Source organism: Streptomyces thermoalcalitolerans (assembly GCF_039525155.1).
GTDB lineage: Bacteria > Actinomycetota > Actinomycetes > Streptomycetales > Streptomycetaceae > Streptomyces > Streptomyces thermovulgaris.
This window is the reverse complement of sequence record NZ_BAAAHG010000014.1, coordinates 38,120-49,125: the sequence shown is the minus strand read 5'-3', so window position 1 is coordinate 49,125 and position 11,006 is coordinate 38,120. Positions and strand designations below refer to the sequence as shown.

Genomic DNA, 11,006 nt, shown 5'->3' with positions numbered 1-11,006 from the left:
CGACGAGGAGGAGGCAGATGGCAGAGCACTTCCCGAGGTACGTGGACGGCGCTCCGGCCCCGGCCCAGGACGGTGCGACCTTCCGCACGTTCGAGCCGGCCACCCGCCGGCATCTCGCCGACGTGCCCCGCTGCGGCCCGAAGGACGTCGAGGCGGCGGTGGCGGCGGCCCGCCGCGCCTTCGACCAGGGGCCCTGGCCCCGCATGACGCCCGGTGAACGCGCCGCGGTGCTCCGCCGGGTCGCCGAGCGGCTCTCCGCGGAGTCCGGCCGTCTCGCCGAGCTGGAGGTCCGCGACAACGGCACCACCCTGCGCAAGGCCCTCGGTGCCGATGTCCCCGGAGCGCGCGCCGCGTTCGCCTGGAGCGCCTGGTGGGCCGAGCGGCTGCCCGCACGGATCGGCCCGCCCGGCGCCGGGGACCGGTCGCCGCACTACGTGCGCTGGCAGCCGCTCGGCGTGGTCGCCGCGATCGTGCCCTGGAACCTGCCGCTGCTGCTGGCGGCCTGGCGCATCGCCCCGGCCATCGCGGCGGGCAACACCTGCGTGGTCAAACCGGCGTCGTTCACCTCGCTCACGGCCCTGGAACTGGTCCGGCTGATGCATGAGTGCGGCCTGCCGCCCGGCGTCGTCAACATCGTCACAGGACCCGGCGGCACCACCGGGGACAGCCTCGTCCGGGCCCCCGGCGTCGACCTGGTGGCGTTCACCGGTTCGGACGCCGTGGGGGAGAGCGTGCGCAGCGGTGCCGCCGCCACCGGGGTGAGCACCCGGCTGGACCTCGGCGGCAAGTCCCCCAACGTGGTCCTCGCCGACGCCGACCTCGATCGGGCGGCCGCCGGCGTGGCCTGGAGCATCTTCCTGCACAACGGGCAGGTGTGCATGGCCGGTTCCCGGGCCGTGGTGCACACCGACGTGTACGACGAGTTCGTCGACCGGGTCCGGGAACGGGCCGGGGCCCTGCGCCTCGGCGACCCGCTCGATCCGGACACCGACCTGGGCCCGCTGGTCTCCCGCAACCAGGCTCGCACCGCACGGCACTTCACCGAGCGCGGTCTCGCGGAGGGCGCCCGGCTGGTGTGCGGAGGCCGGATGCCCGAGCCCGGAGAACTGCCCGAAGGACTCGACCCGGGCGCCTACTTCCTGCCGACGGTGCTCGCGGACGTGTCGCCCGGGGACACAGTGGCCCAGGAAGAGATCTTCGGTCCCGTGCTGTCCGTCCTGCGGGCCCGGGACGACGCCGACGCCGTCCGTGTCGCCAACGCCTCCAGATACGGGCTGAGCGCCGGTGTCTGGTCGGCGGACGCCGGGCACGCGCGCGCGGTCGCCGAGGCCCTGCACGCCGAACGGGTGTGGGTGAACGACTACCGGCTGGTCGATCTCGACCTGCCCCCCGAAGGGAACGGCCCGGCCGGGACCGCCTGGGACCGGGTGACCAACGAACTCGACACCTACTGCCGCCGTCAGGTCGTCGTCGACAGCACCGACGGGCCGCCCGGCCTTGCCCCGACCCCCTACCACCTGCTCGATTCCGGCCGGCCGCCGGCCGTGTCCCGTCCGCGGAGCAACCCATGAAGATCGGCATCGCGTTCCCCAACACGATCCCCGGTGCCTCCGGGGCGCTTCAGATCCGATGGGCGGTGCGGGCCGAGGAGTGCGGTTTCTCGTCCGCCGCCGCGACCCATCGGCTGTGCTACCCCGGCCACGAGCCGCTCGCCGTACTGGCCGCGGCGGCCGCCGTCACCTCGCGCATCGCGCTGTCCACCAACATTCTCGTGGCCCCGCTGACCACTGCCGCGGTTCTCGCCAAGGAGGCCGCCACCGTTGCCTCCCTCGCCGGGGACCGGGTCACACTCGGCCTCGGGCCCGGGGTGCGCGCCGATGACTTCCAGGCGGCCGGGCGGGACTTCGCGAGCCGGGGCGCGGTGTTCGACGCCCAGCTCACCGAACTGGCCCGGCTCCGGGCGAAGGGAGCCACCGACGACCTGCCGGGCACCGTGCCGCCGCTGCTGGTCGGCGGCGTGAGCCGGGCCGCCGTACGGCGGACGGTGCGCTGGGCGGACGGATGGACCGCGCCCGGTCTGGAGCCGGAGCGGGTGGCACCCTGGGCCGAGAAGGTCCGTGCCGCCTGGAACCGCGCGGGCCGCGCCGGACGGCCCCGGCTCGTCGCGCTCTCCCGGTTCTGGCTCGGCGAGGACGTGGCCGAGGAGGCCGCCGCATTCGTCCGGCAGTACTTCGGGGTGCTCGGGGACGAGGCCGAGTCCTTTGTCGCGAAAACTCCGCGCACACCGGAAGGCATCCGCGAACAGGTCGACCGGTTCGCCGCCGCCGGATTCGACGAGGTGATCTTTCATCCGACTGCGGCACGGCTCACGCAGGTGGACCGGCTCGCCGAGGTTCTGCTGTCTTGAACTCCGTTTCCGTGTCTTCCGTGCATCCCGCCCCCCTGATAAATTCGGTTTCATGTCTGCCACCCTGACAAGCAATAAGCGGAAGGCTGTGGAGGATCTTCGGGAATACGGTTACTGCCTTCTTGAACGCCCGATTTCCGAGCGGGAGTTCAAGCAGCTCAGGAAACGCCTCCTCGACGTGGTAAAAAAGGAACGGGAAGACGGCAGCGCATTTCTCTACGACGGCGGAAACCAGCGGGTGTTCAGTCTGCTCAACAAGGGCGAGGAATTCGAGCGCAGCGTTCGCGTGCCCCTGGTGCTGGACCTGATGGAGGAGGTGCTGGGCTTCAACTTCCTGCTGTCCAGCACCCATGCGAACATCGCGGGTCCCGGCGGCGCCGCCATGAACATCCACGCGGACCAGACGTTCGCGCGGCCGCCCTGGCCGCCGTACGCGCTCGTGGCCAACAGCATGTGGATGCTGGACGACTTCACCGAGGACAACGGCGCCACCCGGCTGGTCCCGGGCAGTCATCTGCTCGGCCGGCAGCCGGACTACGACCGCGGCGAAGGGGACGTGGAGACGATCCCGGTCTGCGCCCCGGCGGGCAGCGTCATGATCTTCGACGGACGGCTGTGGCACCAGACCGGCGCCAACGTCACGGACCGGCCCCGGCACGGCATCCTGAACTACTACTGCCGCGGTTACGTCCGGCAGCAGCAGAACTTCTTCATGGGGCTGAAGCCGGAGGTCGTCGAGCGCAGCGACGCCCGGATGCGGCGGCTGCTGGGCTTCGAGAACTACTTCGCCCTCGGACTCGCGGACGGCCTGTGATGAGCACGGCGGCCACGGACGTCGGCCGGTTCCTCCAGGCCCCGGGCCCGGATCCGGTGCTGCGGCTGGTGGTGCTGGATCCGGCCGGCGTCCTTGCGCCGGCCGTGCAGAAGGCACTGCGGCCGGAGATCGTGACGCTGCCGGCCCTCGTGCACGAGCCGCTGCCGCCCCCGTCCGAAACGGCCGAGAACCTGCCCTGGGCGCTGCTCGCCGCAGCGGACGGAAGTCCGGGGGGCGCCGCTTTTGCTGCCGCCGTGGTCCAGGCGGTGCGGGCGGCGCAGGCGGCCGGGACACCACCGGCCCGGGTGCTGTTCTGCCCGGGGCCGGCCCATGGTCCCCAGGGCGTGACGGCTCCTTCGGGCGACCTGCTCCCGTGCCCGGTCACCCTGCTGCTGACCGACCCGGACGCGGGTGCCGTGGGTGTCTGGCAGCGGCTGTCCCCGGACGGCTTCACCGTCCGCCTTCTCGGCCCGGACGCCTGGAGCCCGGCGCGGGGTCTGCCGGTCACGGCCCGGCTCGTCAAGGAGGAACTGCGCATCTGGCCGGCGTGAGCGCTCCGCCGGGCGTGATGGGCACCCGGCGAGGCCGCGCTGCTTACGGGCCGGGTGTTTCGGCCGTCAGCCCGTCAGGGCCCCGTACAGCTCCCGGGGGCTGCACATGCGCAGATCCAGGTCGGGCGGGAGGTCCAGGCCGAGTTCCTCCTCCAGGAGGATGGCCAGTTCGATCATACGGACGGACTCCGCGGAGACCTGGGAGCCCAGGGGGACGTCCGGATCGAGTTCCGTACCCTCCAGCCCGAGCCCCGTCACGACGGCGGTCAGGAACTCCGCCATGCTCGGTCGGGCGGGCGGTGCGTCGGTCACGGCTGGGGCTCCTCTCGCTCGTGCACCGGCAGCACGGCGTTCCCGGGACGGCCCGGTGCGCGCAGCGGCACATCCTGGACGTAGGGGAGACCGAGGCGCAGGGCGGTCTCGGCCTTGGTCAGTTCGCCGCCGAGGTAGCCGGCATGGGCCGGGTCGGTGATCACCCCGGCACGCAGCAGCCCCAGCAGCATGGACTCCGCCCGGACACCGGTCATCTCGTGCCGAGGCGTCAGGTCGTCGTCGTAGTGCCGCAGGACGATCCGCCGGGCCCGCCGGTCCAGGCTGATCACCACGAACCCGTCCAGCACCCGGCTGAGCCCCACGCGCCTGCCGCCGGCCCGCAACCGGCGAAAGCACGGGGCCGGGGCGCACGGGCCGTCCTCCGCGGTCGTCCGGCCGTCCGGAGCCGGCCGGGGGGCGGAGCAGAGGCGGGCCCGCAGCTTCTGCACGATGTCGCCGACCACCAGCGGATCGCACTCCCCGCGGGCGTCCACGACCTCCACCCGGGCGCGCAGCCGCTCCACCTCGTGCAGCGGGACGGAGCGGAGCAGGGGCATGTAGCCCGCTGCCCCGATGATGCTGCGGCGCTCGGGATCGACTCCGTCCCGGAAGAGGGCCAGCAGGCTCTGTCCGGGGAGGAAGCACGGCGAGTCCCGGCCGCAGACGACCAGCCCCCGGATCGCGGGCCGGCGCGCGAGGGTGCGCAGCAGCTCCTCGATTCCGAGGTTGGCCGTCATCAGCGTGCCGGCCAGTGCCACACCCGGCAGCGCGGAGAGGGGTTCCACCAGCTCCCGGCTGCTCAGACTGCAGACCGCGACCTCGCCCTCCCGGGCCCGTTCACCACGTGGCACCGGTGCCCTCGCCGGTGTACGTGCGCGGCAGGCCGCCCGGACGCACCGGTGGCAGCGTGGAGCTGATCTCGTTCACCCGGGCCCCGAGCCGGGTGAGCCGCTTGCCCACCCGCAGCTGTTCCGAGCGCAGTTGGTCGAGCCGGGCGCGGAAGTACTGCTCGACCTCCACGACCTGGCGCTCCTGCTTGTCGGCGTCCAGCGAGTCGTTCAGCACCGCTTCGAGGTTCGCCATGAAGAAGGCGTAGTTGAACTGTCCCATCTCCTGGCGGATGGCGTGCACCCGCTCCTTGAACTCCTCCATCACCTCCTCCACGCCGGGCAGCTTGCGGAAGCGGCGCTGCAGCCGGGAGATGAAGGTCTGCAGGACCACGTTGTAGGTCTCGAACTCGAACACCGCGGACTGCTCGGTGATGACCCCGCGCTGGTGGTAGTCCTCGTTGTTGTAGAGCCGCGCGAAATGCTTGGCCAGCAGCCCGACCCTCTCGTCCGCGAAGGAGTAGCCGTACGGGTCGAGGTTGTCGTAGTAGCTGTGGTCGAGCAGGTCGTCGGCCTCCAGGCGGCGCACGATCGTCGTACCCGGGTAGATCTCCAGCCGTTCCGTCATCCGGCGCAGGTTGTGCCCGGCGTGGTCGCGCAGGAACCGGGCGTTGGCCGTCAGGGTGTCGACGGTTGCGTACGGATGGAACGGGATGAAGCCCATCGCCAGGTAGATGCCGTGCTCGCGCAGCATCCGGATGATGGTGATGTTGTCCTCGACCGTGGCGCGCTTCTCCCACAGCCGGAGTTCCTCGGCGGTGCCCGCCTCGATGCCGACGTTCACCTTCTCCAGGCCGGAGGCGGTGAGCAGGTCGAGCAGCGCGTGGTCCTCGGGAGTGTCGTGCCAGTTCTCGGCCCGCATGCAGACGTTGTAGTAGATCTCCAGCCCGCGGTCGAGGATGCCCTGGGCGATGGCGGCGATCCGCTTCTTGCCGACCCGGCCGCCGTCGGGGTCCTCGAAGGTGGAGTCCACGAAGTCGAAAGTGCGGAAGTTGTGCCGCTCGACGATCTGCGCGATCTCCTCGACGATCTGCTCGGGCCCGCGTCCGCGCCACGCCTTGCCGGCCTGCACCCGGTTCTTCAGATGGGGTGCCGAGCAGAAGGCGCAGTTGGCGACGCAGCCGCGGCTGGTGCTGATCCGCACGTACTCCAGTTTGTTGCCGTGCTGGCTGAGCTGGTCCCGGGCCGGGAAGGGCAGCACCTCCAGGTCGTGGATGAGGGGCCGGGCCGGGTTCTGGTGGATGTCGCCCTTCTCGTCCCGGTAGCAGATGCCGGGGCAGTCGGTCAGCGGCTCCTTGAGGCAGAGCCGCTGGGCGAGGTCGAGAATCGTGGGCTCGCCCTCGCCGACGGCGACGATGTCCGCGTACGGGTTGTTGCGCAGCACGTCCTTGCCGGCGAACGTACCGGCCGGGCCGCCGCAGACGATCGGGGTGTCCGGCAGGGCCTCGCGCAGCCGACGGCACAGGCTGACGCAACTGGTCACATTCAGGCTCATCAGCGTGAAGCACACCAGATCCGGCCGGTACTCCCGCAGATGGGCGACGGCCGCCGCGTGGTGCTCGTCGCCGTGCTCCACTTCCCGGATCTCGGCGGTGAAGCCGACGTGCCGCAGCACACTGGCCATGTAGGCGACGCCGAGGTGCTCCGGCGACATCACGAGATCGCCGTCCAGCAGGATGAGGAAGCTGACCTTGAACGAGGCGGGATCGGTGATGCGGGGATCCAGCGAGAGCTCGAACTCTCCCGGTTTCCGCCGGGGACTGCGAGTTTCGAGGGTGACGTCCTGAATCATCGGCTCTCCCAGGAGGCGGGGCCCAGGCGCTCAGGCCGGTTCGTTGGCGGGCTCGCCCTTCTGCGCTCGGCTGTTGACGTACTCGGCGAGCAGGTCGAGATCGTCGATCAGCTTGATCGAGAGGTCCTCGTCGGCGATCTCCACGCCGAACTCGCTCTCCACCCAGATCAGGAACTCGATGGTGTTGATCGAATCCAGTCCCAGCGTCCGGACGAGCCCTTTGTCGGGGACCTCGGACGGCTCGAGGGACAGTTCGAGGGAGTCGACGAGCACCTTGCGCAGCCGGGCCTTGGTCTCCTCCGGTTCCATGTCGCGCATCCCTTCGTGTCGGTGGTCGCTCACAGGTAGCCCATCTCGCGCAGCCGGCTGCTGGTGTACTCGTCCTCGCTCGCCTCCTGTGTCGCGTCCGCCGGGCCGGGCGCGGACGGGGTACCCCGCGGGGCCAGGCACCGGTCCGTTGCGGGAACCGGCACGTCCTCGGTGAACACCTCGGTGCGCGGGCGGCCGTCGACGTCCGGCGGCCAGGCGGCCCCGAGGTCCGCCAGCAGTGTGGGCATCGCGTCGGTCAGCGGGATCGTGCCGGGCAGCCGGCCGGGGCGGACACGCGGTGAGCGCTGCGCCCAGATGCCCTCGTGCCGGTGGAGCCCGCTCTGGGCACTGGGAGTCCACAGCGGGCCGGTCAGCGAGGTGACCGGAAGCACGGACTCGTCCGCCGGGACCAGCAGCAGGTCGGGCGCGCGCTCGCTGTTGCCCCCCGGATAGGCCTCCTGCCGGGGCAGGACCGCCTGGAAGACCGGATCGCCCGTGGGTCCCTTCAGTGTGCCGAGCAGGGCGGCCACCTCCGCGGTGACCCGGTCCCGGTCCCGGGGGGCGACGGTGCCCCGGTGCTGCCGCGCCTTGAGATTGAGGTTGAGGCCGTAGGAGCCGGGGACCGGCATGTAGACGGCCGTCCGGGAGAAGTCCACCCGTCGTCCGCCGTCGGCGAACCAGCTCGCGGCGCCCTCGGCAGGCCCCTCGCCGGGCTCGGTGGCGAGCAGGCCCGCTTCCTCGAGCACCTGGTGCACGGCGAACGCGTACCGGCCCCGGCCCAGACCGTGGTCGGAGACGAGCGTCACCACGGTGTCCTCGTCCACCAGCGCCAGCAGTTCGCCCACCGCGGTGTCCAGTGCCTGGTGGATCCGGGTGAGGGCCCGCTCCCAGCCGCTGTCCGCCGGGGCGTTCTCATGCCGGGGATGCCCCGTGTCCTCGTAGTGCCAGTAGTGGTGTCCGACCCGGTCGGCTTCGGTCAGGACGACCATGACGACGTCCGTGGGACGGGTGGTCATCAGATGCCGCACGGACCGGATCCGGGCCTCGACATTGCGCTCGGCCTGGTCCAGATAGCCCATGTCCCCGCGGAACATCGTGGCGAGGTCGGACTGGAAGTGCGCCCGGGCCCTGGCGAGTTCGCGCAGCAGCGAGTCGGGGCGGCAGTGCCGCAGGGTACGCTCCAGGGGCCAGGTGATCTGGTAACCGGGCAGGTCGGCCGGCGGGTGTGACATCGGGATGTTGATGAGCCCGAGCGTGTACGACTGTGCCGCGAGCCAGTCCCATGCCGAGGACCGCCCCAGGTCGCCGGACTGGGTGATCCGGGCGCCGTAGCCGGAGTCCTGGGTGTCGTAGAACTGGTAGATGCCGTGGTTGCCGGGGGCCGCCGCGCTGACGAAGGTGGACCAGCCGGGAGCGGTGTGGGCCGGCCAGGTGCAGGTGGTCCTGCTGCTGGCCGAGGCGGTCAGGAGACTTTCGATGTTCGGGAGCAGCCCCCGTCCCACCAGGGGGTCGATGAGATCGAATGTACCCCCGTCGATTCCGATGACGAGGGCGAGCGGCGAAGGTGGCACGTGATTGCCTCCAGCGGTGTCGCCGGCGAACGGGCCTGACCGTAACACTGAAGCAGTCCGGCATTCTGCGAAAGCCCTTTGTCCGGGACACCTTGACCGAAAACCAAGGATCGGGCGCCGTTCAGCCCGTCTTCCGCCGTTCGGTGCGGGGCGGCCGACGGCGCGCATGAACAGCCCCTTCTGTACGTGCCGGACAGGGATCGGCTTCCGTGCCGTTATGGCCAAAACAAATCTCCCGAGATGATCTATCCGGCGTCCGTACACGTTTTTGATCAGGCAGCCTTTCCGAAAGTGCACATGCCCGGTTGACTTCCCCGGCATCGTCGATGGAGCCTTCCCGGGAGGGCTCTTCGCGGACGGCCCGGTGCCATCCCGTGCCTTCCTCTGTCGTTGACGCAGATCTCCGCAGCGCACCCGCCTGATTTCCTGCGCTTCGGGTTTTCCCGAACGGCGCTGATTTCCTGCCGACGGAAAGGCCGATCATGCCCCCGCCCCTGCCATCCGCTCCGCTCACCCTGGCGGTGGTGGTCCCCACCCGGGGCGACCACCGGCGGCTGCGCCTGACGCTCGCCTGTCTCGCAGCCCAGACCGACGCACCCGCCCATGAGGTGATCGTGGTCGACGACAGTGCGCCCGAGGGGCGTGCGGCGCTCGCCGATGTCTTCGCCGAGGCACATGACCGGCTGCCGCTGCGCGTGGTGCCCGGTCCCGGACGGGGGCGGGCGGCCGTCCGCAACACCGGTGCCGACGCGACCGAGGCCGCCTGGCTGGTCTTCCTCGATGCCGATGTCGTCGTCGGCCCTCACTTCCTGCGGGCGTACGCCGACGCCGCCCGGCCCGGGGTGTTCCTGCACGGCCGGATGCGCGAACTCCCCACGGCAGAAAGGCTGCTGACGGAACTGGCGGACGCACCCTGGCCCGAGATCCAGCGGACCGCCGCCGAACTGACCGGATCCGCTCCGGACGCCCGTGGCCGGGATCCCCTGCGCCGCACGATGGCGAACGCCCTGGAACGTGCCGTCGAGGCGATGGACGCGGGAACCCTGCCGGACGTCGCCGCCTGGCTCGGCTTCGTCGGCGCCAACTCGGCCGTCGAACGCGAGATCTGGCGTTCCGTGGGCGGGTTCGACGAAGAGTTCGGGCACAACTGGGGGTGCGAGGACATCGAGTTCGGGGTGCGGCTGCACGCCGAGGGACTGCGGCGTGCCCTGGTGCCCGAGGCGTACGGCATCCATCTCAGCCACGCCCGGCCGGGCCGCTGGCACCAGCACGGACGAAACATGGAGCGATTCGCGATGCTGCATCCCCTGCCCGGAGTACGCGCCCTGACCGCCCTGCTCGGCCCCGACGGGGATCCGGAGCGCTATGTGGCCGCCGTCCGGGCCGAGGCGGCCGGGGTCCGGCCGGCCGGCGCCCGATGAGCGCGCAGCGCGAGGCCCGCGCCCATCTGGTGGTCTCCCCGCACCCGGACGACGCGGTGTGGTCCCTCGGCGGCCGGCTCGCCCGCTGGGTCGCGCGGGGGATCCCGGTCACGGTGGTCACGGTCTTCGACGGACCGGAGCCGGGGGCCGCGCCGGCATCCGGCTCCGGTCCGGAGGAGGCACCGGACGCGGCCGGCCCGTACGGAACCCGGCGGCAGGCCCGCCCCCTGCTGCGCCGCCACCCTTCGGCCCCCGGCTCGCCCCCGCCCGACGACCCCGACGCCTGGCGGTACGTCGCCCGGCCCGCGGTCCGGCGCCATGAGGACCGTGCCGCGCTCGGCGAACTCGGTGTCGAGCACGTCTCGCTCGGCTTCACCGACGCCGCGCTGCGCACCACGAACGGCCGGTACCGCTACCGCTCGGCACCCCGGGTCTTCGCCGCGCGCCACCCGGACGACGACGATCTGCCTGGCGCGATCCGGGACTCCCTGCGTCCACTGTGCCCGCCCGGCACCCGGGTGCACGGCCCCTTGGCCGCCGGCCGGCATGTCGACCACGTGGTGTCCCGGGCCGCCGTGGAGCTCCTCGCCGTGCCCGGCACCGCCTGGTACGAGGACTTCCCCTACCTCCTGCGCAGCCGGGACCACAACGGCCTCGCAGCCCGGTGCCAGCCCCTCACCGACGCCGAGGTCGAGCGCTGGCTGGCCGCCGCCCTGCGCTACACCAGCCAGGCCGAGGCCTTGTTCGGAGGGGCGGACGGGCTGCGCCGGGCCCTGCTGGCCCGGGCCCGCGCCCATGGAGCGCAGGCGGGGACGCCGTACGCCGACCGTCACTGGCTGGGCGCCGAGCCGGGCGGCCCCTAGCGGTCCGCCGGTCCGGTGCCCGGCCCCGCGCACGACCGCGCGCACGTGCTCCGTCGGACGACCGTGAAAGGACCCGCAG

General features: G+C 71.8%; 11 protein-coding genes. 6 read left to right on the top strand and 5 right to left on the bottom strand.

Annotated features, from left to right (window positions below):
* The first annotated feature begins 17 nt into the window (after positions 1–17).
* From ABD224_RS11280 to ABD224_RS11265, 4 genes are read left to right on the top strand one after another with little or no spacing between them, the layout of a single operon-like run.
* Positions 18–1,571: an aldehyde dehydrogenase family protein gene (locus tag ABD224_RS11280; protein ID WP_344049294.1), complete on the top strand. Its 1,554-nt coding sequence runs from the start codon at positions 18–20 to the stop codon at positions 1,569–1,571.
* Positions 1,568–2,407: an LLM class flavin-dependent oxidoreductase gene (locus ABD224_RS11275; RefSeq protein WP_344049293.1), complete on the top strand. Its 840-nt coding sequence runs from the start codon at positions 1,568–1,570 to the stop codon at positions 2,405–2,407. The genes ABD224_RS11280 and ABD224_RS11275 overlap by 4 nt, the downstream gene beginning before the upstream one ends.
* A 52-nt stretch (positions 2,408–2,459) precedes the next feature.
* A complete protein-coding gene (locus ABD224_RS11270) occupies positions 2,460–3,221 on the top strand; it encodes a phytanoyl-CoA dioxygenase family protein (protein WP_344049292.1) in 762 nt (253 codons plus the stop codon).
* Positions 3,221–3,772 (top strand): hypothetical protein, encoded by a 552-nt coding sequence (locus tag ABD224_RS11265; protein WP_344049291.1) that lies wholly within the window; start codon positions 3,221–3,223, stop codon positions 3,770–3,772. The genes ABD224_RS11270 and ABD224_RS11265 overlap by 1 nt, the downstream gene beginning before the upstream one ends.
* 66 nt (positions 3,773–3,838) lie before the next feature.
* On the opposite strand, the gene ABD224_RS11260 is transcribed toward ABD224_RS11265, so the two are convergent.
* The 5 genes from ABD224_RS11260 to ABD224_RS11240 are packed head-to-tail and all read right to left on the bottom strand — an operon-like array spanning position 3,839 to position 8,643.
* Positions 3,839–4,084, bottom strand: coding sequence for a phosphopantetheine-binding protein (locus ABD224_RS11260; RefSeq protein ID WP_344049290.1), 246 nt, complete (start codon positions 4,082–4,084; stop codon positions 3,839–3,841).
* A complete protein-coding gene (locus ABD224_RS11255) occupies positions 4,081–4,935 on the bottom strand; it encodes a DUF4346 domain-containing protein (RefSeq protein ID WP_344049289.1) in 855 nt (284 codons plus the stop codon). Before ABD224_RS11255 ends, ABD224_RS11260 begins: the two co-directional genes overlap by 4 nt.
* Positions 4,922–6,763, bottom strand: coding sequence for a B12-binding domain-containing radical SAM protein (locus tag ABD224_RS11250; RefSeq protein ID WP_344049288.1), 1,842 nt, complete (start codon positions 6,761–6,763; stop codon positions 4,922–4,924). Before ABD224_RS11250 ends, ABD224_RS11255 begins: the two co-directional genes overlap by 14 nt.
* A 30-nt stretch (positions 6,764–6,793) precedes the next feature.
* Complete coding sequence (locus ABD224_RS11245) at positions 6,794–7,072, bottom strand: acyl carrier protein (protein WP_344049287.1); 279 nt, start codon at positions 7,070–7,072, stop codon at positions 6,794–6,796.
* 29 nt (positions 7,073–7,101) lie between these two features.
* Entirely contained in the window at positions 7,102–8,643 is a 1,542-nt protein-coding gene (locus ABD224_RS11240) for an alkaline phosphatase family protein (protein ID WP_344049286.1), read from the bottom strand.
* 482 nt (positions 8,644–9,125) lie between these two features.
* Here ABD224_RS11240 and ABD224_RS11235 point away from each other — a divergent pair, with 482 nt between their 5' ends.
* Together ABD224_RS11235 and ABD224_RS11230 are read left to right on the top strand one after the other, a co-directional pair.
* Positions 9,126–10,064: a glycosyltransferase family 2 protein gene (locus ABD224_RS11235; RefSeq protein ID WP_344049285.1), complete on the top strand. Its 939-nt coding sequence runs from the start codon at positions 9,126–9,128 to the stop codon at positions 10,062–10,064.
* The gene (locus tag ABD224_RS11230) at positions 10,061–10,927 is read left to right on the top strand and encodes a PIG-L deacetylase family protein (protein ID WP_344049284.1); all 867 of its coding nucleotides are present in this window, start codon (positions 10,061–10,063) and stop codon (positions 10,925–10,927) included. Before ABD224_RS11235 ends, ABD224_RS11230 begins: the two co-directional genes overlap by 4 nt.
* The last annotated feature ends 79 nt before the right edge of the window (positions 10,928–11,006 follow it).

Excerpts from the sequence above, each read along its gene's own strand:
- ABD224_RS11235 (WP_344049285.1), top strand. The coding sequence starts at position 9,126 with ATGCCCCCGCCCCTGCCATCCGCTCCGCTCACCCTGGCGGTGGTGGTC.
- ABD224_RS11280 (WP_344049294.1), top strand. The coding sequence starts at position 18 with ATGGCAGAGCACTTCCCGAGGTACGTGGACGGCGCTCCGGCCCCGGCC.
- ABD224_RS11270 (WP_344049292.1), top strand. The coding sequence starts at position 2,460 with ATGTCTGCCACCCTGACAAGCAATAAGCGGAAGGCTGTGGAGGATCTT.
- ABD224_RS11245 (WP_344049287.1), bottom strand. The coding sequence starts at position 7,072 with ATGGAACCGGAGGAGACCAAGGCCCGGCTGCGCAAGGTGCTCGTCGAC.
- ABD224_RS11230 (WP_344049284.1), top strand. The coding sequence starts at position 10,061 with ATGAGCGCGCAGCGCGAGGCCCGCGCCCATCTGGTGGTCTCCCCGCAC.
- ABD224_RS11275 (WP_344049293.1), top strand. The coding sequence starts at position 1,568 with ATGAAGATCGGCATCGCGTTCCCCAACACGATCCCCGGTGCCTCCGGG.
- ABD224_RS11265 (WP_344049291.1), top strand. The coding sequence starts at position 3,221 with ATGAGCACGGCGGCCACGGACGTCGGCCGGTTCCTCCAGGCCCCGGGC.
- ABD224_RS11250 (WP_344049288.1), bottom strand. The coding sequence starts at position 6,763 with ATGATTCAGGACGTCACCCTCGAAACTCGCAGTCCCCGGCGGAAACCG.